A 26720-nucleotide genomic window follows, 5' to 3' on the forward strand; every position below is an offset into this window, starting at 1 on the left:
TTAGTCTATAATAAATTTAAGCACCGGTTTAGACCGGTGCTTGCGTACTTCCAGTAAGTTCTCCTATTACCTTGCGCAACTCTTCAATCCCCGCCCCCGAAACTGCTGAGCAAGGGATAACTACATCTTGGGGCCTTACTTGCAGGTCTTGTTTAATTACCTTCAGGTGGTTCAGCCACTTGCCTCGGCTGATTTTATCAGCCTTGGTGCAGGCGATAACGGTCTTGTTCTGGAATGTTTTCAGCCAAGCAAACATCTGCACATCGTGTTTTGATGGCGGATGCCTTATATCCACCAGTAGAATTGTGCCGACCAGGTTTTTCCGCTCATACAGGTACCTTTCAATCATTTTGCCCCACTGTTTTTTAACTCCCTGGGATACCCGGGCGAAGCCGTAGCCAGGGAAATCCACCAAGTAGAAATTCTTATTAATTAAGTAGAAATTTAAGGTTTGGGTTTTGCCCGGCTGCTGGCTGGTCCGTGCCAAACCCTTGCGATTGGTCAGAGCATTGATTAGGGACGATTTGCCCACGTTGGACTTGCCCGCCAGGGCAACCTCCGGCAGCCCTCCCTCCGGATATTGAGCAGGACCGACAGCACTGATTACGTATTCCGCAGAAGTGATTTTCATTGCTCCAGGTTTTCTAAGGCCTTAGGTAAGACCTGGTCCAGATGGTCCACCAGCACAAATTCCAGCTTGCGCTTAACATTGGGGGGAACATCTTCCAGGTTCTTTTCATTTTCCTTGGGAATAATCACTGTCTTGACTCCTGCCCTGTGGGCTGCCAGCACTTTTTCCTTAATTCCTCCTACCGGCAGTACCCGGCCCCGTAGGGTGATCTCACCCGTCATGGCCACATCTTTGCGGACCGGGCGGTTGGAGAGAGTTGAAGCCAATGCTGTAGCCATGGTGATGCCTGCAGAAGGACCGTCTTTGGGAATGGCCCCTTCGGGCACATGGATATGAATATCATATTTTTCGTAGAAATCCTCCGGAATACCCAGGTCAGCAGCTTTGGACCTGATGTAGCTGAAACCGGCGTAGGCTGATTCTTTCATTACGTCGCCCAGCTTTCCTGTCAGGGTCAGGTTGCCTTTGCCTTTCAGTACAGTAGCTTCTACGCTCAGGACATCTCCGCCTACCTCGGTAACTGCTAAGCCGGTGGCTACTCCTACTTCGCTCTTTTGCTCAGCCATCCCGTATCTGAAACGGGGAATTCCCAAATACTGCTCTACGTTTTGGGCGCTGATTTTACCACTTGTTGCTTTCCCGGCCACAATATCCCTTGCCACTTTCCGGCAGATGGTTGCAATTTGTCTTTCTAAGTTTCTGACACCTGCTTCCTTGGTATACTCCCTGATAATCCTGCGGATGGCGTTTTCGGAAATTGTCAACTGCTCCAGCTTCAGGCCATGTTCAGCGATTTGTTTGGGGACGAGGTGCCGTATGGCAATCTGCAGCTTTTCTTCCTCGGTATAGCCGGAAATGTGGATTACTTCCATCCTGTCCAGCAAAGGCCGCGGGATAGTATACTGCACATTGGCAGTGGTAATGAACATCACCTTGGACAAATCAAATGGCGATTCAATATAATGGTCGCTAAAAGCATTGTTTTGTTCAGGGTCTAAAACTTCCAGCAGCGCCGATGACGGGTCGCCGCGAAAATCGGAGCCCAGCTTATCGATTTCATCCAGAAGGATAACAGGGTTTTTAGTCCCTGCCTGCTTGATGCTCTGAATAATCCGTCCCGGCATAGCACCCACATAAGTACGCCGGTGACCGCGAATCTCCGCTTCATCCCGCACCCCGCCCAGGGACATGCGCACAAATTTTCTCTCCAGGGCCCGGGCAATGGATTTTGCCAACGATGTTTTACCCACGCCCGGCGGCCCTACAAAGCAAAGAATGGGGCCTCTCATTTTTTGGGCCAGCTGGCGGATAGCCAAATACTCCAGGATCCTGTCCTTTACTTCCTTTAAGCCGTAGTGGTCCTCATCCAGGATTTGTTCAGCCACATTGATATCAAGCCGGTCCTTGGTCTGCTTATTCCACGGCAGAGCCAACAGCCAATCCAGGTAGTTGCGGACAACAGTGGCTTCCGCTACCATGGGCGGCATTTTTTCCAGGCGCTCTATCTCTTTTAACGCTTTTTCTTTTACTTCTTTGGGGAGCTTTGCTTTTTCAAGTTTCTCCCTGAGTTCTTCCCCTTCCGCTGCCCGGTCATCCTTTTCACCCAGTTCTTTCTGAATAGCTTTCAGCTGCTCACGGAGGTAATATTCCCGCTGGGTTTTTTCCATTTGTTTGCGGACCCGGGCATTAATTTTACGCTCCAGTTCCAGGATTTCCATTTCATTGGTCAAAATCTTACATAACAATTCCAGTCTGGCTTTCACCTCTGTTGCTTCCAAGACCTTTTGCTTATCAGTCAGTTTTAAAGACAAATGAGAAGCAACCACATCGGCCAATCGCCCCGGTTCCTCCAGGGTGACAACTGAAACAACAGCTTCCGGAGGTATCTTTTTGCTCAGCTTCACATACTGTTCAAAAAGATCGATGAGGCTGCGCATTAAAGCCTCGGCCTCTAAGTCCTTTTGCTCTTTTTCCCGGTATTCCTCAACCTCTACTTTAAAGTAAGGGTCCTCACTGACCAGCTTCTTAATTTTTGCCCTGCTAATTCCCTCTACCAATACCCGAATTGTACCTCCGGGTAATTTTAAAAGCTGCTTGATTTCAGCAATTGTACCAAATTCATAAATATCCGAAAGGTCCGGCTCGTCGGTTTGGGCATCTTTTTGCATCGATAAAAATATTTCCCGGTCACCGACCATTGCTGCGTCAATTGCATGAACTGACCGCTCGCGCCCAACATCCAGATGAATAACCATGAAAGGAAAAACTAAAACGCCCCTTAGCGGTAAAAGAGGCAATTCCCTGGGCCTTCTCTCTGTAACGTCGGTCATTCCTTCCACCTCCAACTAGTATGCCATTTCTACTTTATTTTTTACTGCGCCTGGACATTACATACGAAATATATGATAAAAGCATTTTACGCTACTCCGCCGATTTTGGCAATGTTTTGTGCATTAAACCCACCGGTCTTTTCTACTATTCTACGGTTAACTGCTTATTCCTCCCGTTACCGCGCGGCAAAACTGAAGTTACATCCCAATTATACCCGCCAAATGAAAAAAAGACGAGTCATCTCGTCTTTTAGTTTATTGCGGTGTAATTCCGGGTTTGGAACTGAAAACCGGGCAAGCTGTCAGCAGCTCAGGCTGCAGGCGTGTCACCTCATAAACGGCCTCTTGTACAGGTGCAACCAAAGCGCCGCGTATTACCTCCTCCAGCTTTTCAACCGGGACTACTTCAATACCTTCCATCTCTTTAAAGATTTCCTGGTAGTTTTCCGCAGGAATAAATACTTTTTTTACACCGGCTTGCCTGGCCGCTTCCACTTTAGCCACTATCCCTCCTACCGGTTTAACGTTGCCACGGACAGAAACTTCCCCTGTCATGGCCACCGTATTATTTACGGGAATATTTTTAATAGCAGAGTAGATTGCCGTAGCAATGGTAACTCCTGCAGAAGGCCCGTCAATTGGCACGCCTCCGGGGAAATTAACGTGAATATCATAATCCCTCGGATCAACATCCATAGTTTTTCTTAAACAAGTGAGCACATTTTCCACAGAACCTTTGGCCATGCTTTTACGGCGCATTTTCTTGCCGTCGCTTGACCCCAGCTCTTCTTCCTCCACAACGCCGGTTATTATTACCTGACCTCTTCCCCGGCGAACCGGAATTACGCTGACTTCAAGTTCAATCAGAGCGCCCAAATTAGGTCCGAAAACAGCCAGTCCATTTACTAAGCCAATTTGGGGCTGTGGGGGAATCTTTCTCTCCGGACGGGGTGAATACTGCCCGCTATGTACAACCCACTCCACATCAGTCGTTTCGATATTTTTCCTGCCCTTGGAGAGCGCTATCCCGGCAGCAATTTGAATGATGTTGACCGCTTCCCGGCCGTTGGTAGCATATCTTTTTAAGACTTCAACAGCCTGGTCCTCGATAGGATATTCGATCTTTTGGGCCGCGTTTCTGGCAATTATGCCAATTTCTTCCGGAGTTAAAGCTCGGAAGAAAATCTCCAGGCAACGAGACCTGATGGCCGGAGGGATTTCGTGAGGCAGCCGTGTTGTAGCCCCAACCAGGCGAAAATCGGCCGGTAAACCGTTTTGAAAAATATCGTGAATGTGACTGGGAATATTGGTATCTTCAGAACTGTAATAAGAACTTTCCAGCATTACCTTGCGGTCTTCCAAAACTTTCAACAGTTTATTAATTTGAATGGGATGCAATTCCCCGATTTCGTCGATGAACAGCATCCCGCCGTGCGCTTTAGTAACTGCTCCAGGCTTAGGCTGGGGTATGCCTGCCATTCCCAAAGGCCCTGCACCTTGGTAAATGGGGTCATGAACTGAACCGATCAGCGGATCGGCGATTCCTCTCTCGTCAAAACGGGAGGTAGCACCGTCAACTTCAACAAACTTAGCATCCTCTTTAAAAGGAGATTCACTGTTCTTTTTAGCTTCTTCTAATACGAGCCTGGCGGCTGCTGTTTTACCTACACCGGGAGGGCCGTAAATAATCACATGCTGGGGGTTAGGCCCGCAGAGGGCCGCCCGCAGCGCCTGGATACCTTCCTCCTGGCCAATCACTTCCGCAAAAGTGCTTGGCCTTGTTTTTTCAGAGAGGGGTTGGGTTAAAGAGATCTTGCGCAATTTTTCCAATTTCTCCAGTTCTTTTTTGGATTCTTTTTCTACAGCAATCTTATTGCCCTGTTGGCTGCGGAGCAAATTCCAAAAATACATACCAATCACTATGGCAAAAAAGATCTGGATAAAACTCAAAAACCCGCCGAGACTGGAACCGTAATCCACCATGCTGCACCAATCCTTCCTGACCTTTTCCTCGTTATTGTATTATCTCCAGCGGGTCTGTTTTTATCCCGATTTTTGCTTTTAAAAAGGGATTTTGCATAATGAGTTTAAAGTAAATTCCGCCGCTCCGCTTCTTTTCGGAGCTCTGCCCGGAAATCGGGATGGGCAATGTTAATTAAAGCCAGCGCTCTTTCCCTGGCACTTTTGCCTTTGAGCTGGGCTACGCCGTATTCAGTTACCACATAATTCACTTCGTTTTTGGAAGTGGTGACTACCGCTCCAGGCTGAAGGGCGGGGACTATTTTGGAAACAGTACCTCCCTTGGCGGTGGAATGCAGGCAGATAATTCCTTTGCCGCCGGGAGAACGTTCAGCACCCCTGATAAAATCCACCTGTCCTCCCGTGCCGCTGTACTGGTAGGTGCCGATTGATTCAGAAGCGCACTGGCCCAGCAAATCAACTTCAACGGTGGCGTTGATGGCAACCATCTTATTATTCATTGCAATGACGTACGGGTCATTGGTATATGACACGGGATGCATTTCGATCATGGGGTTGTCATCCAAAAAATCATAGAGTCTTTGCGTCCCCACGGCAAATGAACCCACGATTTTTCCCGGATGAATGCTTTTGACCGAATTATCTACCGCCCCTGCTTCCACTAGGTCTACCATGCTGTCAGTGAGCATTTCGGAGTGAATCCCTAAACATTTTTTATCCAACAGCATCTGGGCTACAGCGTTGGGCATGCTGCCAATTCCCAACTGGATGGTTGAACCGTCTTCAATTAGCTCTGCAATATATGCTCCGATGGCCTTGTCAGCCTCCGATAATTCCTGAGGTGGCAGGGTGATTAAAGGTTCATTATGCTCCACGATATAATCTACTTCGGAAATATGAATGAAACTCTCCCCATGGGTCCGGGGCATGTGTTCATTTACTTCAACAATCAATGTTTTGGCTAACCGGGCAACAGTACTGGTGTAATCGACAGAAACTCCCAGGCTAAAATACCCGTGCTTGTCCATGGGTGAAACAACCGCCATCACCACGTCTACAGGAACAAAATCGCGATAGATCCTGGGCGCCTCGTGAAAAAAATTGGGGGTAAAATCCATCCTGCCTTGGTTTACTCCTTGGCGGCTGGCGCCGCTGATAAACCAGGAGTTATGCCGAAAATGCTTTTCCATGCCTTCCTGCATGTAAGTGTACTTGCGCAGGGGAAGCATTTGGTCAACTATTACTCCTTCCAATTCATCCCTACGGGCAGCCATAGCTTCCAGCAAAGCGGGCGGCTCTCCACAGCCCAAAGGCAAGACAATTCTGTCTCCCGATTTTATCGCCTGCACGGCTTCAGCAGCCGTTCTTAATTTCATTGCGTATTCCTTCCGATAATCCCGCACTCCCAATCCTCCTACACAGGTTTTTACTAATATTCTATTAAAAGTCCAAATAACCACCCATGCCTGGAAGGCACAACCAATCATGAAAATTAGCTAAGTTATTGCAAAGGTTGGATTTTTTGCTACATTGAAATTATCAGGGACAAAGGTTGATTTTATTTTGATGGTATAACCTCGTTAAATAACCTAACTTGATTGCTTTTGAGCACAGCCAATTGTCGCCCCTTGTTCTTAAGGACTTGGGAACAGCACGGGTACTAAAATCTTTATTTCTCGAGCAATCATCCCTGAAATTCTTTGGAGCAGGAGTGAGTTACATGCAAGACATCCTGGAAATATGTTGTGGTCTTGATGTCCACAAAGAAACGGTTGTAGCCTGCCTATTAAAAGGCAATGTTGACGGGGAACCGGTTAAAACCATCCGCACCTTTTCCACCCTTCTTGCCGGGCTAGATGAAATGAAAGTTTGGCTAGAAAATGAGAACTGTCGGCATGTTGCAATGGAAAGCACCGGCATCTATTGGCAGCCTGTATATAACGTGTTGGAAGAAGCCTTTGACGGCAGTATGGTTTTGATTGTTGCCAATGCCCGGCATATGAAAAATGTACCCGGTAAAAAGACCGACATGAAGGACGCCGAATGGATAGCTACCCTTTTGCGTGCCGGATTATTAGAAGGAAGTTTTGTTCCCTCCAAACCAATCCGGGAACTCCGTAATCTGACCCGGTACCGCAAAAGTATCATCGAGGAAATTACGTCACAGAAAAACCGGATCGAAAAACACTTACAAAGCTGCGGCTTTAAGCTCTCTACCTTCCTGACCGATATCTTCGGCGTATCGGGCCGGGCGATTATGGATCATCTTAGCCACCATGGGAAAATATCCGCCCGGGAAGTAGAGAATTTTGTAAAGGGGCGTGCTAAGAATAAGCTCCATGAGATCAAACAGGCTGTCAATGGCAAAATGGATGTTCATCAAAGAGAGTTTCTAAAGCTATTGTTAGGTTGGCTAGATCAGCATTACGAGCATCTCCGTCAAGTAGAGCAAAACTTAGAAGAAAAACTGGCTCAGTATCAAAGACAACTAGAGCAACTAGACGGCATACCGGGCATTGATAAAACTGCAGCAGCAGCCATTTTGGCGGAAATCGGAATTGATATGAGTCGTTTTAAAACCGCTGAACATATCTGTTCCTGGGCGGGCTTAAGCCCCGGTAACAATGAAAGTGCAGGAAAAAAAAGTCCACTCGTACCACCAACGGTAACACCTATTTAAAACGGATCCTATGTGAAGTTGCTTGGTGCATCACCCGAATACGTCAAAGCTACTTATCATCCTGGTATTGGAAAATCAAACAACGCCGTGGCGCCAAAAAAGCTCTTGTTGCATTAGCCAGAAAAGTTCTCGTAATAATATACAACCTGTTAAAAAATGATGCTGATTACGATGAAACATCCTTTGAAAAAGCCAAACAAAAACAGGAAAAGTTCCGAGTTAAAAGGATTATTGCTGAAGCTAAGAAACTAGGTCTGGAGGTGATAGAACCCCACGAGGTTGCTTAACAGCTACAATGGTTTTTCCAAAAGAATTAATTTCACTGATGCAAGATCTGCATTGGCTAGTTAATTATTACCTTTTTACGGGTTATCCTGGTTGCCATATGCAGTTGTTAAAGAATATTTCAAATTTATTTTCGTACTAAATGTATAGTACCTGGTGCTAAGAACAGCTTACAAAAAGCATGAGGTAAAACGGGCAGTGAGGCGCACACAAAAAACAGCAGCCAAAGCTGCTGTTTAAGCTGATTCTTCTTTTTTCTTTTTGCGGTCCACTGAAACCAACAGGGGCTCTTCTTTTTTCAGGATAACCTCTTTGGTAATTACGCATTTTGTGACATCGGTCCTCGATGGAATATCGTACATTACATCCAACATTATATCTTCCAGGATAGCCCTTAAACCTCTTGCCCCTGTATTGCGTTTAATAGCTTCTCTGGCTACAGCCTCCAAGGCATCATCCTTAAATTCCAAAGTTACGCCGTCCAGCTCAAATAGCTTCTGGTATTGCTTGACCAGAGCATTCTTCGGTTCAACCAGGATGCGTTTTAAAGCATCTTCGTCCAGCGCGTCCAAGGTTACAATCACCGGGAGCCTGCCAACAAATTCCGGTATAAGGCCGAATTTCAAAAGGTCAACCGGCAAAATGTTGCTTAAAATTTCGCCGATAGGCTTATCCTTCTTACCTGCGATTTCAGCGCCAAAGCCAATGGCCTTTTGGCCAATCCGGTTTTGTATAATTTTGTCAATACCATCGAATGCCCCGCCGCAGATGAACAAGATATTGGTAGTATCCAATTGAATAAATTCCTGGTGAGGATGCTTTCTCCCTCCCTGGGGTGGGACACTGGCCACCGTACCCTCTAAGATCTTTAGGAGAGCCTGTTGGACTCCTTCGCCCGAAACATCCCTGGTTATAGAAGGGTTTTCAGACTTTCTGGCGATCTTGTCTATCTCATCGATATAGACTATGCCTTTTTCCGCCTTCTCTACGTCATAATCGGCGGCTTGAATCAATTTTAAGAGTATATTCTCTACGTCCTCACCTACATACCCCGCCTCAGTCAGTGAAGTAGCATCGGCAATGGCAAACGGTACATTTAAGATCTTGGCCAGAGTTTGGGCTAAGAGAGTTTTTCCGCTGCCGGTGGGGCCAAGCATGACGATGTTTGACTTTTGCAGTTCCACATCGTCAATTTTCATACCCAGGTTGATACGTTTATAGTGGTTATATACCGCCACAGCCAAAGATTTTTTTGCCTGGTCCTGGCCGATAACATACTGGTCAAGGATTTCCCGTATTTCTTTAGGCTTAGGAATATCACCCATTTCCAAGCCGAGGTCTTCACTGAGTTCTTCTTCGATTATTTCATTGCAAAGCTCAATACACTCATCACAAATATATACTCCCGGGCCGGCGACTAGTTTTTTGACTTGATCCTGCAGTTTACCGCAAAAGGAACATTTTAGCTGCCCTTTATCATCAGTATATTTATACATCCTTTCACCCCGCCCTTCTATTTTCTCTTAATTTCTCGCTTGGTGATCACCTCATCAATGAGTCCGTACTCTTTTGCCTCCATGGCTGACATGAAGTTATCCCGGTCAGTATCTTTTTCAATTTGACTGAGTGGTTTGCCGGTGATTTCCGATAAAATTCTATTCAAGTCGTTTTTAATCCTAATAATCCTCTTAGCATGAATTTCAATATCCACTGCCTGGCCTTGGGTCCCACCTAACGGCTGGTGAATCATAATTTCGCTGTTAGGCAAAGCATATCTTTTGCCTTTAGCGCCGGCAGCAAGCAAGAAGGCACCCATGCTGGCAGCCAGACCGACGCAGATAGTGGAAACATCCGGCCTGATATACTGCATGGTATCAAAAATTGCCATCCCTGCAGTTATTGAGCCGCCAGGGCTGTTGATATATAAGCTGATGTCTTTGTCAGGATCTTCGCTTTCTAAAAACAGGAGTTGGGCTATCACCAGGTTGGCAATATGGTCGTCAATGGCACTGCCAATGAAAATTATCCTGTCTTTTAACAAACGGGAATAAATATCATAAGCCCTTTCTCCCCGGTTTGTTTGCTCTACCACCATTGGCACTAAAACTGACATAACCTATCAACCTCGCTCTCCACTAAAGAATTTTTTAATTACTCTCTCTTTCTTCCTGAGCTTCCTCGGCATCTGCCGGAACAACTTCTATTTTTGCTTCTTCTACCAGCAGGTCAACTGCCTTATCCAATATTATACTTTGTTTCAGAGAATCCAAGGTTCCTTGAGAAGCTAAGTAAGCCTTAAAAGCCTTAGGATCTTGCCTGTACACTTTAGCAATCTGTTCTACTTCTTTATCCAGCTCTTCTTCGCTTACGTCGATGTTTTCCTTCTTAGCAACCGCCTCAAGCACAAGATCTGTCTTCACACTTTTTTCTGCCTGGGCTCTATAATTCTCCTTGAGCTGATCCAGGCTTAGCCCGGATAACTCCAGATACTTTTCGAAACTTAAGCCTTGCTGCTGCACCCTGTTGGCAAAATCATTGACGAAACTTGCAATTCTCCGCTCGATCATTATATTTGGAATTTCTACCTCAGAGCTTTCAACAACTTTATTGATGAGCTCCGTGCGTATCTCGTCCTGGCTCCTGTTTTCTGCTGTTTCTTTCAGTTTATTCCGTGTGTCATTCTTTAATTCCTCCAGGGTCTCAAACTCGCTGACATCTTTGGCGAATTCGTCATCAATGGGAGACAGCTCCTTAGTTTTGATCCCCTTAATTTTAACTTTAAAAGTTGCCGGCTTGCCTGCCAAATCTTCTTGGTGATAATCTTCCGGGAATGTTACATTGATTTCTTTTTCTTCCTCTGCTGCCATACCGATTAGCTGGTCTTCGAAACCGGGGATAAAAGTTCCCGAACCAATTTCCAGGGAATAATTTTCCCCTTTACCACCCGGAAAAGCCTCCCCGTCTATAAAACCTTCAAAATCGATAAGGGCGATATCTCCCTTCTCCGCATTTCCGTTTTCTTTGTTGACCAGTTTGGCATACCTTTGCTGCAGGTTTTCCAGAAATTTTTGCACATCTTCTTCTTTTACTTCGTAGGCCTTTTTCTTGACTTCCAAACCTTTATATTCGCCTAATTTAACTTCCGGTTTGACATCCACAGTTGCCTTAAAAATGAAAGGCTGGCCATCTTCCAGCTGAACAACTTCCACTTCAGGCTGATCTATGGGTTCAAGTGCATTCTCCTGGACCGCGTCATAGTAGGCATTGGGTAGAATAATATCTGCAGCTTCACTTAACAGGTATTCCTTGCCTATGTAATTTTCCAGTATTTTGCGTGGTGCTTTACCTTTCCTAAATCCAGGTATATTCACCTTTTTAACCAGCTTTTTATACGCTTGGTGGATACCCTTTTCCAGCTCTCCAGTTTCTACCTCTACTTGTAACACCACCCGGTTCCTCTCTATCTTTTCCACGTTTGACTTCATTTATGCTCCCCCTATTCCTATTGTTCATTAATATGTAATTTATCAGAAAAACGTACCACTATTATAACCAGGGCTAAAAAATGCCATAACAAGTACTTCGGCATAAAGCCGCTTTTTCCTGCATTTTCTGCCAGTACAGCTAATATTATAGCCATAGTAAAAGTATTATAAACAAAACAATACCCCGGTGGGACTACTGCCTACCGAGGTTGCTGGCAATTGTTATTATGATAGTGGAGCGGAAGACGGGATTCGAACCCGCGGCCCTCGCCTTGGCAAGGCGATGCTCTACCACTGAGCCACTTCCGCATCTTGCGGTTTTTCAACCCCGCGAAGGTTATTATACAACAATCACTTACAGGAGTCAAGCTTTCACCTGGCAGCAATTGTTACGCTTGCTGGTGCGGGAGAAGGGACTTGAACCCCCACGGTGTTACCCACCAGATCCTAAGTCTGGCGCGTCTGCCAGTTCCGCCACTCCCGCAAAAAATGGTGAGCCATCCGCGACTCGAACGCGGGACACCCTGATTAAAAGTCAGGTGCTCTACCGGCTGAGCTAATGGCTCATATAAAAGTTGCTAGTTGTTAGTTGCTGGTTGAGCAACTAACAACTATTAAACTGTATTTCTGGCTGGGGCGGCTGGATTCGAACCAACGCATGGCGGATCCAAAATCCGCTGCCTTACCACTTGGCTACGCCCCAATGCACTTAAAAGCTCAATTTTTGGTCAGTCGTTAGTTGTTGGTCGTCAGTTATGAGCACTGCTTTAATGCTCACTTTAATACTAAGGACTAAACGACTGGGGACGAAGGACTAAATTGGGGTGGATGATGGGACTTGAACCCACGACCCCCAGAGCCACAATCTGGTGCTCTAGCCGACTGAGCTACACCCACCACGTAAACCTGGCTTTTGTGGCACGCCTGGCAGGATTCGAACCTGCGACCCACGGATTAGAAGTCCGTTGCTCTGTCCATCTGAGCTACAGGCGCATATTGCTTTGCTGTATTAGCTTTGGTCAGCTATCGGCTGTCAGCCATCAGTTTCATACTTAAATTACTGAAACTTGCCACTGACAACCGGTGACTAACTGGCAGGAATGCTTATGAGACAAAATGGAGCGGGTGATGGGAATCGAACCCACACAACCAGCTTGGAAGGCTGGGGCTCTGCCATTGAGCTACACCCGCACAACTGCTCGTAAAACTGACAATGACTAGTATAACTCAAATCCGCGCACAAGTCAAAAGGAAACTTTTACCAAATCGTTTCCTCTGTTTTGTTTCCTGTTCCTTTCCCGCGGAACGAAATAAATTATAGCATGTCCTTATACCTATTGCAAGAGGATTCAAAGATAATTTACCGCTAATTTACCGGTTATTTTTCTTGGCAAGCAGTTGCTCTAAAATCCTTTTTGCCCCTTGAACTGCTTTTGCCCGATGGCTGATTTTATTTTTTTCTTCCACAGATAATTGGGCAAAAGTAAGCTTTTGGGAAGGCAGGAAGAATAAGGGATCATACCCAAAACCATTTGCTCCACTGGGTTCCAAGCCGATCAAGCCTTCACATTTTCCTTCAGCAAAATAACATTCTCCCCCGGGTAAAGCAACAGCAATAACAGAACGAAAGCGGGCCGTCCTTTTAGGAAGAGGTATGCCCTGCAGCAATTTTAAGAGTTTAGCGTTATTATCGGCATCGCTGCTTTTTTCTCCGGCAAAACGAGCCGAATATACTCCTGGAGCGCCGTTTAAAGCATCAACTTCGAGACCTGAATCATCGGCAACTGCTATTAGTCCGGTCAAATCAGCTACCGTACGGGCTTTCACAGCGGCATTTTCCTGAAAAGTAGCGCCTGTTTCCTCGATCTCGGGAATATCCTCAAATTCATCAAGGGAAAAAATTTCAACAGGCAGGTCATCCAGGAGCCTACTAAACTCCGCTAATTTCCCCCTGTTTCTCGTGGCAATTACAATTTTATGCATGATGCACCTTCTCCAAATTACCGGTTAAAGTTTTACGCTGCAGCGTGATTAACTCCCTAATACCCTTTTCAGCTAAGCTGAGCAGTTGCTCCAATTCAGCCCTGCTGAATGGCTGCTTTTCTGCCGTCCCTTGGATCTCAATTATTTTTCCTTGGGCTGTCATCACCACATTCATATCCACTTCTGCCTGCGAATCTTCAAGATAGCAGAGGTCCAGCAGCAATTTACCATTGACTTTGCCTACACTTGTTGCCGCTAAAAAATCAGTTATGGGAAGCTCATTCACGAGTTGTTGTTCAACCAATCCCTGCAATGCATCAAACAGAGCTACAAAAGAACCTGTAATAGCCGCCGTACGGGTACCGCCGTCGGCCTGAATTACATCACAATCGATCCAAATTGTTCTTTCTCCCAATGCTTTTAGGTCCACTACGGAACGGAGCGCCCTGCCAATCAGGCGTTGTATTTCCTGGCTGCGTCCGCTTACCTTCCCTTTGCTTATTTCTCTTGCGGTTCGGATCTGGGTAGCCCTGGGAAGCATGGCATATTCGGCGGTGACCCAGCCCTGGTTTTCACCCTTTAAAAAAAGCGGAACTTTTTCTTCCACAGAAGCTGAACAAATCACTTTTGTATTGCCTACAGTGATTAAACAAGAGCCCTCAGCATACTGTAAATAATTGCGGGTAATTTGAACCGGCCTTAAAGCATCAAGAGCCCTGCCATCTATTCTCTCCATTTTTGTCCTCCAATAAAAATTAAAAAGTTGTTGGTTGTCGGTTGTTAGTTGTTGGTTATAACAACAAGCAGACCATACCGTTTTATTCTATTATATAACTACTCTCTAAACTAGCCAATTTAATTATGCCCGAAAATTCAGCAGCAGCTTCCCGTTTTTCAAACTTGGTTTATCACCCACTGTCATCTTAGTTGTTCGGAATAACCTTCTGGTAAGTCGTTAGTACTTAGTCGTTAGTAATAAAACATGAAAGCTGATAAAGATGACATGCAACTAACGACTAACAACTAACGACCAAGGACTAAGGACTGGTCAGAATGCGATGCTTAAAAGTTCGCTAATTACCCGACCACTAGTTTTTCCACCTTGTCTATAGTATAACCGGGCAAAAGCATGCTGCCAACTTTTGCAAACTGACCCGGGTCGCCGCTTACATAATACAGATGTTTTCCCTCCGCATTGCTGCCATCACCACTAGGAGTTGGAACAACATCCAGCAGCCGGTGAACCGTCTCTACCGCAGGATCAACAAGCTGAACTTCTCCGCCCAGAATCTCCGCCAGCACCGGTGCCAAAAATGGATAGTGGGTACAGCCCAAAATTAACGTGTCTATACCCGCCTCCTGCAGTGGCTGCAAATATTCTTCGGCTATAGCTTTAACCCTGGGGCTGTCTATTTCGCCTGCTTCAATCAGGGGAACGAAGAGCGGGCAGGCCTGGGCAAAAAGTGTTGTCTTCGGAGCAAATTCCATTAGTTTTCGCCTATGCACACCGCTCTTTACTGTCGCCTCAGTGGCAATCAGACCTATTTTTCCATTTTTGGTTGCATTTAAAGCCGCTTGCACACCGGGCTCAATCACCCCGATAACGTGGACATCATACTTTGTTTGTAAATATTCCAAAGCAACTGCCGAAGTGCTGTTGCAGGCATCTATTACTACCTCTGCACCTTGTTCAATTAAAAAACCGGTTATGACATCAGCCAGGTACACAAGCTCTTCCACCGGTTTGCCGCCGTAGGGAACCCTGGCTGTATCACCATAGTAAATAATATGCGCCGCCGGCAGCTGCTGAAAAACCTGCCTGGCTACCGTTAGCCCTCCAACTCCGGAATCAAAAAGACCAACAACCACCATAAAATAATCACTCCTGCCTCGCATGCCACATTTGCTGGTGAAATATTAATATGAGCGCTCATGGAAAATTAAGCACAAGTAACAATTTCCTAAAACGAACCAAAGAGTGGTGACATTTCACCACTCTTAGTTCCTGAATCTATTATATGTTATGTAACCGTAAAAAAATAGATACCTGGCTTGAAAAATCCTAATCCAGAAAATAACGTTCTATACCGTTAGCTATGCCGTCGGCAGCTTTAGTCCGAAACTCCGGATCGGCCAGGAGTTTTTCCTCTTCATAGTTCGAGATAAAAGCAGTCTCCACCAGAATAGAGGGCACTTTTGTATAGCGTAAAACTGCAAACCGCTCTTCCAGAATACCAATATCCCTGCGACCCAAAGCATTAACCAGTTCCTTCTGTACAGCTAAAGCCAGTTTTTTACGTACCTCCCCTTGACCGTCAATACCGCTATAGTAATATGTTGCAGTGCCGCCAATAGCCCTGTTGGGGTTAGCGTTAGTGTGAATGCTCACAAAAAGGTCCGCATTGTTGCTGTTAGCAACCTCGGCCCTCCCGGCTAAAGTCAAGGTGGTATCGCCTGTCCTGGTCAAAATTACCTTGGCTCCCTTGGCCTTGAGTTTTTCAGCTACCTTGAGAGCTATATCCAACACCACATCTTTTTCATAGAGCTTTGTGGGCCCTACCGCTCCAGGATCGGACCAGCCGCCAGGTTGAATACTGGCGTGACCAGGGTCTACAACTATGGTTTTGCCTACTAGACTGGGTTTACCTATCTTAAAGGTGAGTTTGGAATCATTGTCCTCCGAAGAAAGCAGGCTCACTCCCGCCGGACCTGAGAGATCAAGTACCACCCGGACCTGATTGGATGTGTACTGTGCCGCCCTGATGGCTTTTACTAAACCTTTCTCCACCGTGATGGTTTCTGAACCACTTTCATTGCTGTTCAGGATGCTGTCAAAGAAATCAAAAACCATCCTCCTGGGGTTGTCCAAATTAAAGGTGGAATAACTTAATTTTTTATCGCCCTTTACTGTGAAAGTAATTTCTTCACCGCTGGTATCCACCTTAATCTCTGAGATATTAACAAGTTCCTTCGGTCCAGGGGTTTCTGGAACCGCCGGGTCCGGTCTCCCCTCCCCCGGTTCCGGACTCCTGTCAGCCAAGTTACCTGTGAAACGCAGTGTAACCAGCGAACCTGCAACCCAACCGGTAGTATTGTCTGACAGTGCAACTTGGTACCAGTCACCGTTTTGGGCCAGCACATCAAAGGAGTCTCCTTTGGTAACTTTGGAAACTACAGAGTAGCTAGTTCCGGGCCCGCTGCGGACATTGACAATAGAAGCGGAAATAACTGCCACTTTACCGTGTAATTGCTTATCAGCACTATTTTCAGAGTCGTCCTTCCCAGCTTTTGATAGATCGACTGGTTCTACCGCTTTTTTAATTACCCAAGCCTTTTTGCCTCCTTCAATGGCAACTTCGTACCAGTCACCCTGAATGCTTGTAACCAGAAACTTATCTCCCTGCTTAGCCTGTTTCAGCGTTTCATACTGAGTTCCCGGTCCGCTGCGCAGGTTAACTAGCGGAGAGTTGATTTGAACTATCTCCGTCACATCGGAGATTGGTTCAGAAACCGTTTCCGGCTGCTTTTTTACCACGTTGACAACATTAGCTTTGCTGTCGTATTGCACGCTGGCACCCATATTTTCCAAAATAAAGCGCAGCGGCACCATTGCCCGACCGTTTTGCAGCACAGCGGTCGTATCCAGCACGACTTTTTGCCCATTTACAAGTGCCTCTTTTTTACCAATCCATAGTTTAATAAAAACGCCATTGCCGTTTACAATAACTTCCTTAGCGTTTTCATCCCAACCAAAACCATACCCCATCTCCTCCCCAATAAACCGAATGGGGACTATAGTCCGGTTTTGGCCATCGATAAAAGGCTTGACGTCGAAATTTACCCTTTTGCCATCGACAGTTACCGCCACATACTTTACCGCAGCAGCCTGTGCCTGAAAAGGCACAGCCAAAGCAAGTATGCTGAGCAGCAAAAGCCAAATCGCTAACTTAAAACTAATCTTTTGGCAAATATTCAGTTAAACCACCTTCCTCATGCATTTCCCAAGCTGTCGCACCTATCCAGATTATTTAATTCGACTTAAATGTCGAATTTCCTGCCAAGACTGGAAGATGGCACCTACTAATACATGTAAAAAGCCCGACTAACAATGCCGGGCTTTTTACATGTAGTCGTTCGTTAGCAATAAGTCATCAGTCCTCACTCCCCAGTGAGTATTGCTAAAAACCGGGGACTTAAAAGACTGAGGACGTGGCTTTTAGCCGTGCTGGTGACTTATGGCTAAAACTGCGTTAAAGCGCCATGATGCTCTACTTTATAATAGCATCGTCTCGGGCAATGGGGGCAAAAACATTTACATGCCCGTTAATTGTCTCCACCTGCTCTCCATCAACCAGGATCTGTACCTCTTTGACAGTATCAAACTGGGTTAGGGTGTTGACGATAGAGTAGACTGCCAACGTTTCCGAATTGCTGTCGCCGTCAAAATTGGAGACCAATTCTTTGCTAAAATCCACGATGGCCAGCCCGTCGGGGCGGATATTAATATCCTTCAAGGCTGTGCCTTCCGGCAATGTAGCTTTTAAGCCGCTTTCGGGATGGGGGCCCTTAATTAATTCTTTAATCGTTTCCCTGGCTATGCCTTCCACTTTAGGAATGGTGCGCTCTTCAGCCACCAGGGCTTTTCCTTCGGCATCGCTGAAATACAATACAATTTCCTTGGTTTCCCCGGTGAGTTCAGCATCAACTTCGGAACCTTCCAACTCTTCCTCAGGAGTAACTGCTACCGGCTCTTCACTGCCTGCAAAACGGGCTTTTAAGGAAGACAGGGTATCAACTGCACTGCATCCGGCGGTGATTAACACTATAACGACCACAAATACCAGCAAGCATATACTCTTCTTCAACTTTTGGCTAAGCATCAACTTACCTCCTCCACCTTAATTTGTTACTACTAATAGATATAAGGCAAAGGAGGCAATTATTACTATTTTTTGAGATAAATCCAGCGAAAATTATTTCCCCAGTACTTTGGTCAGCGCCCGGATGAATCTCTGGTTTTGTTCTTCCGTACCGATAGTCACCCTGATAAATTCAGGGAACCCGAAAATGTCACCTGTCCGGATTATGACCCCTTCCCTCAACATGGCCTGGAACACCGGCCTGCAGTCAGTTTTAATATTGACCCAGATAAAATTAGTTTCCGTGGGCCAGTAGGGTAGATCCATTTCCTCAAACTTCCCGTATAGCAGTTCCTTGCCCTTTTGGTTTTCTTCCCTGCTTAGAGCCACATGTTCTTCATCATCTATGGCCGCTCTGGCTGCTACCTGAGCCATGGAATTAACGTTAAATGGCTCTCTCGTCCTGCTAATCCATGAAATAAGCTCAGGATGGGCGATACCGTATCCGACCCTCAGCCCCGATAAGCCGTATATCTTTGAAAAAGTGCGCAAAACAATGACATTTTTAAAGCCTTTCTTAACATATTCCAGTCCGGAGCAGTATTCGGGATGGCTTACATATTCATAATAAGCCTCGTCAAATACTACCACCACGTCCTCCGGGACCCGGGACATAAAAGCACCAACTTCTGTTTTGGTAACAATGGTGCCCGTGGGGTTGTTGGGGTTGCAGATAAACACCAGTTTTGTATCGGGAGTGATAGCTTTTGCCATGCTCTCCAGATCATGTTTAAAATCGACACATGCGATCTGCCTGCATTCCCCTCCCATGAGATTAACGGCAAAATCATATTCAGAAAAACTGGGGTTGGCCATGACCGCGCTGTTTCCCGGGTTAATGTAGGTTTCAGCCAACAATTTGATAATTTCATCTGAGCCGTTGCCTACAATAATCTGGTCAGGTCCGACCCCCACGGCGTCAGCTAATTTTCCCCGCAAATAATGGCAGGACCCGTCAGGGTAGAGGTGGACTTTATGCACCAGTTCCTGCATGGCCACGACCGCTCTGGGCGAAGGGCCTAAGGGGTTTTCATTGGAGGCCATTTTAACTGCGTTTTTAATCCCTAATTCTCTTTCAACTTCTTCAATTGGTTTTCCCGGCACGTAAGGTTTAATGGTTTCCAAAGCTTTCCGTGCCACCGGCAACTTCCTGTCTGCCATTTCCAACACTCCTTAATCTTACAGCAAATTCAGCTTACAATAATCCACATCCTCGAGACCGGCAAATATCTTACATCTTGTACAGCGTTTCTCCCGGCAACAACTTTACGCCGCTGGCAAGCAATTTTTCAATTGCGGTATCAATATTCTCCACCTTAAACACCACCAAGGCGCCGCCAGGAGCTTTCCCCAGGAATGCATACAAGTATTCGATATTGATTTCTGCTTTTTCCAGCTCAGCCAGTACTTGTGCCAAGCCGCCGGGCTGGTCTGGCATCTCTACACCGATTACATCAGTCACGCTTACAGTAAAGTCTTCCTGCTTCAATACTTCAAAGGCTTTATCCGGCTGGTCCACTATTAGCCGCAAAATGCCGAAATCCGAAGTGTCGGCAATAGATAAGGCCCTGATATTAATACCATGTTTGGCTAAAACGGCAGTAACTGCTGCCAGCCTTCCGGACTTATTTTCCAGGAAAACTGAGATTTGCTTGACTTTCATCGGAATCCTCCTTTTTTTACTGGATTTCCTATATTTTTCTCCGGTCTATTACCCTTTTAGCCTTACCTTCACTGCGCTCAATGGTTTTCGGTTCGACCAGCCGCACTTTCACAGTCAAACCTAAAGTAGTTTCAATTTCGCCCCTGATCTTTTTCTCCAGCTCTTCCAGCCTGCGCACCTCATCGGAAAAGAAGGAAGCAGAAACTTCTACCAAAACTTCTATAGTGTCTAAAGTACCTACCCTGTCCACAATAATCTGGTAATGAGGCTCAGTCTGGCCAATTTCCAGGAGGACGCTTTCGATTTGGGACGGGAACACGTTGACACCCCGGATAATCAGCATGTCATCAGTCCGCCCGCTGACCCGTTTCATCCGCACATGGGTCCTGCCGCAGCTGCACTCTTCCAGGCTTAAAGAACTAATATCCCTGGTGCGGTAACGGATCATGGGCAGAGCTTCTTTGGTTAGTGATGTGAACACCAACTCTCCCACGCTGCCGTAAGGCAGGACCTCGCCGGTATCAGGGTTGATAATTTCCGGGATGAAGTGATCTTCAAAAATATGCAGCCCCTGTTTTGCCGGACATTCTATGGCTACACCCGGCCCGATAATTTCACTTAGACCGTAGATGTCCAGCGCCAATATACCCAGTTTATGCTCAATCTCTTTACGCATGTTGTCCGACCATGGCTCAGCGCCAAAGATACCTACTTTTAACTTCAGATCTTCGGGCGTAATACCCATCTCCTCCATCACTTCCGCAATATTTAAAGCGTAAGAAGGAGTGCAAGTCAAAACCGTGCTGCCATAGTCCTTCATAATCATCACCTGGCGCTTGGTATTTCCGCCGGAAATGGGTATTACCGAAGCACCTATTTTTTCAGCACCGTAATGGATGCCTAAACCCCCGGTAAACAGGCCATACCCGTAAGCATTGTGGATCACATCGTTTTTAGTTGCACCCCCGCAGGTTAAAGAGCGGGCCATCAGCTCCGACCAAACGTTTAAATCATTTCTGGTATAACCCACAACCGTTGGTTTCCCTGTGGTTCCGGAAGAGGAGTGGATACGGACAACTTCACTCAAAGGCACCGCAAACATCCCGTAAGGGTAATTGTCCCTGAGATCGGTTTTATAAGTAAAAGGCAATTTTTGTAGGTCCTGCAACGATTTGATATCCCCGGGCTCCGCACCCACCTCCTGCATGGCTTTGCGGTAATGGGGTACATTATGATAGGCCCTTTCTACAGTTTGCTGCAAACGTTCCAGCTGTAATTCCTGCAGCTCTTCCCTTGGCATACATTCATATTTGGCATTCCAGTACAATTTTTTACTTCCTCCTTACCCTACCATACTTTAAAACAAAACTTGCTACAGGATGTTTTTACCCCTTCTGCAGCCAGTTAAGCCACTCCGGAAGCTAACGCCTGCCGAAAGAGGCGGGAATATTAGCGGCGCTTAGCCCTCGAGTGAAACTATATAAGGTATATAAATTCCACGTTTTCCTCCCTATTCCTGCTGCCGTAATGAAGGTTACTGCCCAGAATTTTTTTGTCTATAAGAAGTGGCGGCTGTTTTTCTGTCCGTCGTAACTGAAAACCACCGGCCTGTTATCCACCACCGTTTCCAAATGGACCCCGCGTCCCCATAATAAATAAATCCGCGGCAAGGTTTTTTCCAAAAAAGGTATGTCCAGTTCCGCATCCTCGTACCGGTGCCGCAGATACAATTCCCCTTTGGATTGATAATCAAGATCGGCTACGAGTATTGTGGGGAAACCGCAGTTAACAAGCATTTTTAATAACTCTTTTTTCACTTCCTCCGGGTCAGTGGATACAACAACCCATTCGTGTCCAATGCTTTGATAGACATAGAGGTCAAGTTCCGTTAACAACTCCGGGGTTAAATAATTGCGCACCAAGGACAGGTCATTTTCAGCCTCCCTTACATTGAACAGTTGCTGCTCCCCGAAATTAGCGGCAATATGTTCCAAGAGCTTGAAACCAATTAAATAAGGGTTCAAATTTGGCCCGCTGCGCATGGTAATATTTGCATTGAGTTTGGCAAACTCTACGGCTTCCGCAGAGTCCAGCGGCAATGTATGCATGATCCGGGTATGCCAGTAAGTAGCCCAACCTTCGTTTAAAATCTTAGTCTGCAGTTGGGGCCAAAAGTAAAGCATTTCTTCCCTAACCAGCATGATTAATTCCCGCTGCCACTCTTCCAGGTAATGCCCGTATTTCGCAATACAGAGCAGCAAATCCTTCTGATCGCAATCATGAGCGCCTTCCTTTGTTTGGCAAAAAACATGAGGGTTGATGTGTTCCTGAATGGATAACACCGCATCCAGGACTATCTCTACCTCCCTGGCCCCATACCGGTCAGCAAAGCCAGTAATCCGCTCGGCGTGAACAGCCATGGAGTCCAGCATCTGCCTGGAAGTATGGCTGAAATAATAGTTGTTCTTAAAAAAATCGCTGTGGGCAAAAACATGGGCAATTACAGCCTTGTTCTGCACCGGTGAATTGCTGTCCAGCAAAAAAGCATAGCAAGGGTTGGCGTTAATCACCAACTCATAAATCCTGTTCAGGTTATAGTCGTACTTGCTCTTGATTTTGAAAAAACTTTTGCCGAAACTCCAATGCCCGAAACGCACCGGCATCCCGTAAGCAGCCACCGTATGCAAAATATCGGCGGGGCAAATTTCAAAGTATGTATCATAAAAGTCAAGCCCAAACTCCCTGGCCTTGACAGCGATTTTTTTTATTTCCTGTAAAAGAGCGAGTTCCTCCTGCGAGTTCACGGTAATCCCCCCTTGCTTCTACCATATGGCGCGGTGGAAGAAAAAATGCCAGTCATCAGCATCGGCCTGCCACCGTGCCCTTAAGTCAGCTCTTAAGCCGTGGAAAAATTCGAAATGCTGATTTCGCTTACCCTACAAGTATCTAGAAAAGCAAAAAGCTACTATGCTATTTTCATAGTAGCCAACAACCTCAAGAGTAGCGGCTCACAAAATTTGACAGTGTTTAGCTCACATTGACTGCCGCATTTTCATCTTACTTTATTTGGCCGGGCAACTGTTTAATACCACCCGGTCATTAAAAAAACACCGCAAACCTCATAGGTAGTATCTCCCTTGGGGGCATAGGTCATAGACTCTCTGGTCAGAGATTCTTTACGTTTGTGCTCAGCTGCCTGGAAGAAGGAAATTCCTTTTGTATCCGGTGACACCTTTTCCTGCTCTTTGGGTTTCACCCGGCGCTCGTGGGAACGGACCAGGTTTAAGGGGATAGCCACCCTGGCGGTAAAGCGATAGATACCGCTCCAGTGTGCGTATACCTCCGGTCCCAGGTACTGCACGGGACTTCAAACACCTGGCGGTTATCAGCTGACTTGGATGATCCATCCATCAACCCGCCATGATGGGTAAGAAAAAACCGCTTACTTTCCGTCATAGTAGGTGAGCGGGCAGTTATAAAGACTTTATTACTGAGTTTTCTGTGGCCTTTTCGTAGCATGCTAAGTGAATTTGTTGAAAAAGCAGTCTGTCTTAGAGTTAATGATGACATTTCCTGGAATGAATTGGTTTATATTCTTAGCTCTCGTCCCGGCCTGGTTTCCGGGAAAACGGTAACAGGGCTGTTAGCCGAAATCGCTACCAAGGAATACAATGACTCGGATGGGAAGCCCTTTCGACTGGGCTTACGCACTCTTGAACATTATCTGGCAGCCTATCACACAAAAGGCTTGGAACTATTTAGCCCCCTTGAACTTTTGGAGAAAATGCACGTATATGTTAGTATTTAAGTAGGGGTTAATAAGAGTGATAAAAAATAAGCACAGTCATGAATTTTAAGAACAAATTCTAAAAGAATGTCAGGAGAGGTTCCTGTTCATAAAAAATTCCCCCTACACTAAGTTTATCATTTCTTAAGAAACGATGTACAACCTAGTCAGGGGGCTTAAGAGATGCTTTTCCTTGTTTAAATTCCTCATAGGTAGGCTATAAACAACCTGTGACTGTAGCGATAGCATTTGCTACAGTTCCGGCAATATTCTTTTTAATTCCGGACGCTCAGTTTATATTTCTTGTAATGTTTTTTCTGATAAACTCCCAATAATAATACTAAAAGGTTCTTCTACTTCAATAGGATAATTAGAAATCATTTTTCATTTTTCTGACTAATTCTTCTGCATATTCTTGACTTTTTGCAAATAGAATACCTTCAAACTTATTTCGAGCTTTTTTACTATTGATTTTGTGATAATAAAAATGAACTGAGTAAATCATAAGTACCTCCTAAAAGCTTGCTATAATTTCGTAATTCTTCTCCTATACTATACCCAATTTCCATCTCACTGTCTGATCTTCCACAATGCCATTGGATGTGATTTGATGCGACAAATAATATCAGCATCATCGAACAGCAGCTCCGGCTTATACTCTTTTGCTTCAAACCGCTCCAAGAATTCCTGTTCCTGAGATGTTAATACCATTAATTCTGATATATACTCCTTTGTGGCTTTTTTAGCTGAATCCACGTCAAATGAATCATGTTTGGTTAACACCGGAAGCAAATCAGTCCTGATTTTATATTTTGTAATGCCATCAATAGCCCCTGTATCAAAGCTTTTATTTATTTCCCTGGCAGATATTGCAGCGTAGAACACCACACATTTTCTGAGAAGCTGTTCTTCACTTTCATCAAACAGCCTAAACTTAATCATATTGTAAACATCATATAAATCTCGTGCCGCAGCTCTGCTTATAAGTGCATTAATCTTGCTGCCGAAAATCTCAAGAGCATTAAGGCAATTCAAATTATATTCACTTTCAAAGTGTTCTGTAATGATTTTCATTTCTTGTACCGGGAAAACATGCGCTCTTAAAGAATAGTTAATTTCTATCTTAATGGTATCTTTGTTGCCACCGCAATTAACATACTCATAAATCCAAGAATCAAGACTGTGAGGTGTTTTAGTTTTGGGACTGAGCTTGTAACCGTTAAGCGCCATAAATTTTGCAAGAGCTGTGTTTATCATCATTCTGTTTTGCAGCATTTCTTCTTTACTGTCATTGCCTAAATAATCAAGGTCAATATCCACAGATAATCTTGGAAGATTGAATATTATTAAATTTATTGCAGTTCCGCCTTTTAAAGCTAATTTACCCTTCAATATTGGAACACTGTTTATATATTCTAAAATATCCGCCAATCGATATACCTTTTCCAATGTATCCCGGATAAATCCAAATTTGGACGCACTTTGAGAAATATAGTTTTTGTCATAGTTATACAAGGGGCATTCCTCCCTGCTCTACCATTTGAAAAATGCCATCGGGGACAACCAATTTCCATTGACTATCGTACTTAGTGCTTTCTTTCGTTAAATATCTGGTGCTTTTTCCGATTTTACTTTTACAGTAATCTATAAATTCACCGGAAAGATGCAGCTGATCTTTATAATGCTCCAGTATAAATCCTGTTTTCTGATATAAAAACTGCATATCATAAGCAGACAAATATTTGATTAATTGATTCTCATCTAAATAAGGGATGGAAGTGATGCAATTTAGGAGTTCTTCCAGTCCTCCTATTTTTTCAAAATCCTTTATACTATCCACTATAGTACGCTCTAACGAAGTAATCCGAATCCCCTTTGTGTTTTTTGGAGAAACTACTCCCAAATCAAATTGTGAAGGAACATATCTATAAGTTATGCCTTCAAATTCAAAATCAGTAAACCTTTTAGAAGATGATACATATATTTCGTAAAATACCTGATTGGATATTCCCATATATTCGAAAGCAGAATGATGCGATATATAAGCAGTTTCATTTATTGCACAGGCAATATGATACTTAGAAGCTATCACCTGTCCGTCAGCTACGTTAATGCAAGTATAAAGATTGTTTCTGATTTTTTTTACAAGCCCCTTTTTAGAAAGTCTTAACACAAGAGAAGAGGCCGTTTTTTTATTGCCTACAAGATTGCATACATCATTCAAAGTAAAGGTATTCATTTTTGAAAGCTCTGCATATCCGACCATGTTAATCACCTCTATAAATCCAGCGATATTTTCTTTACTTTTAAAGATTTTCAGCCAAATTTTAAATAATTATATTATTTCTTTAAATATATCACGTTATTCTTTATTTACAAAGGTATTTATGAAAATTTTAAAGTGCTAGCAGCAAATAAAACTTGCAGCTTATTCGCGTTTTCGCGGCTGCCGTATCTTTAAGGTGATTTTCAGATAGTCGTTATAATCCTTTCCGCGTTCGGGTGGCTCATCGGACACGGCGTAGGAGGGCGGGAGGATGGTTTGAATGGCCTTTGCCGCCAGCCGTCCGACCGTGTCGTTGTCCAAGTGTAAAGCAATTTCCTTGATTTGCGGGAAGTCCTTCAGTATTGCATGAGTGCGGCGGGTGGAGTACTTTCCTCGATTATCTTTTTCGGCATATAGATTCCTGCAAGGGACAGGTAGTTTTCCTGCCGCCAGTCCCTGCCGGAAAGCAGCTCCAACGTGCCATAGGATAATAAATCAATGGCGCTTTCAAACAGGTGCAGTTTGCTGCATTCGCTCCTGGCCGGGATAGAGAAGGAGAAATGCTTGTCGCTTCCGTTCACATCCCCCATAAACCGTTTGCCAAACGTTCCACGGAGAGTAGCGCTGTCCGGCACCTCGTTTTCATGCTTATCCATGTTGAGCAAAATGTTCAGCTTTGCCAGCCGCGCAGATTTGGTTTGAAGCTCCTGC

22 protein-coding genes, 7 tRNA genes and 1 pseudogene are annotated in these 26720 nt (G+C 45.1%); 2 read left to right on the forward strand and 28 right to left on the reverse strand.

Going from position 1 to position 26720, the window contains the following annotated elements:
* Positions 1-28: 28 nt before the first annotated feature.
* The 4 genes from yihA to EYS13_RS08100 all read right to left on the reverse strand — a co-directional run bounded on the left by yihA (position 29) and on the right by EYS13_RS08100 (position 6344).
* A complete protein-coding gene (gene yihA / locus EYS13_RS08085; RefSeq protein ID WP_227767681.1) occupies positions 29-631 on the reverse strand; it encodes a ribosome biogenesis GTP-binding protein YihA/YsxC in 603 nt (200 codons plus the stop codon).
* Complete coding sequence (gene lon / locus EYS13_RS08090) at positions 628-2961, reverse strand: endopeptidase La (RefSeq protein ID WP_227767683.1); 2334 nt, start codon at positions 2959-2961, stop codon at positions 628-630. The genes yihA and lon overlap by 4 nt, the downstream gene beginning before the upstream one ends.
* Positions 2962-3216: 255 nt before the next feature.
* Positions 3217-4944 carry an ATP-dependent protease LonB gene (lonB, locus tag EYS13_RS08095; RefSeq protein ID WP_227767685.1) on the reverse strand — a complete coding sequence of 576 codons (1728 nt, stop codon included), beginning with the start codon at positions 4942-4944 and terminating at the stop codon, positions 3217-3219.
* A gap of 104 nt (positions 4945-5048) precedes the next feature.
* Entirely contained in the window at positions 5049-6344 is a 1296-nt protein-coding gene (locus EYS13_RS08100; protein ID WP_227767687.1) for an acetyl-CoA hydrolase/transferase family protein, read from the reverse strand.
* A 317-nt stretch (positions 6345-6661) separates the two neighbouring features.
* Here EYS13_RS08100 and EYS13_RS08105 point away from each other — a divergent pair.
* Positions 6662-7908, forward strand: a pseudogene (locus EYS13_RS08105) (IS110 family RNA-guided transposase).
* A gap of 234 nt (positions 7909-8142) precedes the next feature.
* Here EYS13_RS08105 and clpX read toward each other — a convergent pair.
* The 20 genes from clpX to EYS13_RS08205 all read right to left on the reverse strand — a co-directional run bounded on the left by clpX (position 8143) and on the right by EYS13_RS08205 (position 23317).
* Complete coding sequence (gene clpX / locus EYS13_RS08110) at positions 8143-9402, reverse strand: ATP-dependent Clp protease ATP-binding subunit ClpX (protein ID WP_227767690.1); 1260 nt, start codon at positions 9400-9402, stop codon at positions 8143-8145.
* Between the two features lie 17 nt (positions 9403-9419).
* On the reverse strand, positions 9420-10019 hold the full coding sequence (gene clpP, locus EYS13_RS08115; RefSeq protein WP_227767691.1) for an ATP-dependent Clp endopeptidase proteolytic subunit ClpP: 600 nt from the start codon (positions 10017-10019) through the stop codon (positions 9420-9422).
* Between the two features lie 34 nt (positions 10020-10053).
* Positions 10054-11391 carry a trigger factor gene (gene tig, locus EYS13_RS08120; protein WP_227767693.1) on the reverse strand — a complete coding sequence of 446 codons (1338 nt, stop codon included), beginning with the start codon at positions 11389-11391 and terminating at the stop codon, positions 10054-10056.
* Positions 11392-11625: 234 nt separating this feature from the next.
* A tRNA-Gly gene (locus EYS13_RS08125) sits at positions 11626-11700 on the reverse strand.
* A 90-nt stretch (positions 11701-11790) separates the two neighbouring features.
* Positions 11791-11875: transfer RNA gene (locus EYS13_RS08130), tRNA-Leu, on the reverse strand.
* A 6-nt stretch (positions 11876-11881) separates the two neighbouring features.
* Positions 11882-11957: transfer RNA gene (locus EYS13_RS08135), tRNA-Lys, on the reverse strand.
* 62 nt (positions 11958-12019) lie between these two features.
* Positions 12020-12094 (reverse strand) — tRNA-Gln (locus EYS13_RS08140).
* A gap of 117 nt (positions 12095-12211) precedes the next feature.
* Positions 12212-12288, reverse strand: a tRNA-His gene (locus EYS13_RS08145).
* A 19-nt stretch (positions 12289-12307) separates the two neighbouring features.
* Positions 12308-12384: transfer RNA gene (locus EYS13_RS08150), tRNA-Arg, on the reverse strand.
* Between the two features lie 124 nt (positions 12385-12508).
* Positions 12509-12582: transfer RNA gene (locus tag EYS13_RS08155), tRNA-Gly, on the reverse strand.
* Positions 12583-12762: 180 nt separating this feature from the next.
* Positions 12763-13374, reverse strand: a complete 612-nt coding sequence (locus tag EYS13_RS08160; protein ID WP_227767695.1) for an XTP/dITP diphosphatase — start codon at positions 13372-13374, stop codon at positions 12763-12765.
* Complete coding sequence (rph, locus tag EYS13_RS08165; protein WP_227767697.1) at positions 13367-14110, reverse strand: ribonuclease PH; 744 nt, start codon at positions 14108-14110, stop codon at positions 13367-13369. The genes EYS13_RS08160 and rph overlap by 8 nt, the downstream gene beginning before the upstream one ends.
* Positions 14111-14451: 341 nt before the next feature.
* The gene (gene murI, locus EYS13_RS08170) at positions 14452-15246 is read right to left on the reverse strand and encodes a glutamate racemase (protein WP_227767699.1); all 795 of its coding nucleotides are present in this window, start codon (positions 15244-15246) and stop codon (positions 14452-14454) included.
* A 190-nt stretch (positions 15247-15436) separates the two neighbouring features.
* The gene (locus EYS13_RS08175) at positions 15437-17305 is read right to left on the reverse strand and encodes an N-acetylmuramoyl-L-alanine amidase (protein WP_227767700.1); all 1869 of its coding nucleotides are present in this window, start codon (positions 17303-17305) and stop codon (positions 15437-15439) included.
* A 337-nt stretch (positions 17306-17642) separates the two neighbouring features.
* On the reverse strand, positions 17643-18254 hold the full coding sequence (locus tag EYS13_RS08180) for a GerMN domain-containing protein (RefSeq protein ID WP_227767702.1): 612 nt from the start codon (positions 18252-18254) through the stop codon (positions 17643-17645).
* A gap of 93 nt (positions 18255-18347) precedes the next feature.
* Positions 18348-19454 carry a histidinol-phosphate transaminase gene (gene hisC, locus EYS13_RS08185; protein WP_227767704.1) on the reverse strand — a complete coding sequence of 369 codons (1107 nt, stop codon included), beginning with the start codon at positions 19452-19454 and terminating at the stop codon, positions 18348-18350.
* Positions 19455-19524: 70 nt separating this feature from the next.
* Positions 19525-19956, reverse strand: coding sequence for an ACT domain-containing protein (locus tag EYS13_RS08190; RefSeq protein ID WP_227767705.1), 432 nt, complete (start codon positions 19954-19956; stop codon positions 19525-19527).
* 28 nt (positions 19957-19984) lie between these two features.
* Positions 19985-21256: a phenylacetate--CoA ligase family protein gene (locus tag EYS13_RS08195; protein WP_227767856.1), complete on the reverse strand. Its 1272-nt coding sequence runs from the start codon at positions 21254-21256 to the stop codon at positions 19985-19987.
* A 256-nt stretch (positions 21257-21512) separates the two neighbouring features.
* Positions 21513-22760, reverse strand: a complete 1248-nt coding sequence (locus EYS13_RS08200) for a SpoVR family protein (protein ID WP_227767707.1) — start codon at positions 22758-22760, stop codon at positions 21513-21515.
* A gap of 278 nt (positions 22761-23038) precedes the next feature.
* On the reverse strand, positions 23039-23317 hold the full coding sequence (locus EYS13_RS08205) for a hypothetical protein (RefSeq protein WP_227767708.1): 279 nt from the start codon (positions 23315-23317) through the stop codon (positions 23039-23041).
* A 156-nt stretch (positions 23318-23473) separates the two neighbouring features.
* Here EYS13_RS08205 and EYS13_RS08210 point away from each other — a divergent pair, with 156 nt between their 5' ends.
* The gene (locus EYS13_RS08210; RefSeq protein ID WP_227767710.1) at positions 23474-23764 is read left to right on the forward strand and encodes a hypothetical protein; all 291 of its coding nucleotides are present in this window, start codon (positions 23474-23476) and stop codon (positions 23762-23764) included.
* Positions 23765-24313: 549 nt separating this feature from the next.
* On the opposite strand, the gene EYS13_RS08215 is transcribed toward EYS13_RS08210, so the two are convergent.
* The 4 genes from EYS13_RS08215 to EYS13_RS08230 all read right to left on the reverse strand — a co-directional run bounded on the left by EYS13_RS08215 (position 24314) and on the right by EYS13_RS08230 (position 26665).
* Positions 24314-25258, reverse strand: coding sequence for a nucleotidyl transferase AbiEii/AbiGii toxin family protein (locus tag EYS13_RS08215; RefSeq protein ID WP_227767713.1), 945 nt, complete (start codon positions 25256-25258; stop codon positions 24314-24316).
* A complete protein-coding gene (locus tag EYS13_RS08220; protein ID WP_227767715.1) occupies positions 25251-26009 on the reverse strand; it encodes a type IV toxin-antitoxin system AbiEi family antitoxin domain-containing protein in 759 nt (252 codons plus the stop codon). The genes EYS13_RS08215 and EYS13_RS08220 overlap by 8 nt, the downstream gene beginning before the upstream one ends.
* 162 nt (positions 26010-26171) lie before the next feature.
* The gene (locus EYS13_RS16700; RefSeq protein ID WP_487251813.1) at positions 26172-26330 is read right to left on the reverse strand and encodes a hypothetical protein; all 159 of its coding nucleotides are present in this window, start codon (positions 26328-26330) and stop codon (positions 26172-26174) included.
* Between the two features lie 35 nt (positions 26331-26365).
* A complete protein-coding gene (locus EYS13_RS08230; RefSeq protein ID WP_227767717.1) occupies positions 26366-26665 on the reverse strand; it encodes a hypothetical protein in 300 nt (99 codons plus the stop codon).
* Positions 26666-26720: the final 55 nt, after the last annotated feature.

The sequence above is a fragment of the Zhaonella formicivorans genome, from assembly GCF_004353525.1.
Taxonomy (GTDB): Bacteria; Bacillota; DUOV01; order DUOV01; family Zhaonellaceae; genus Zhaonella; species Zhaonella formicivorans.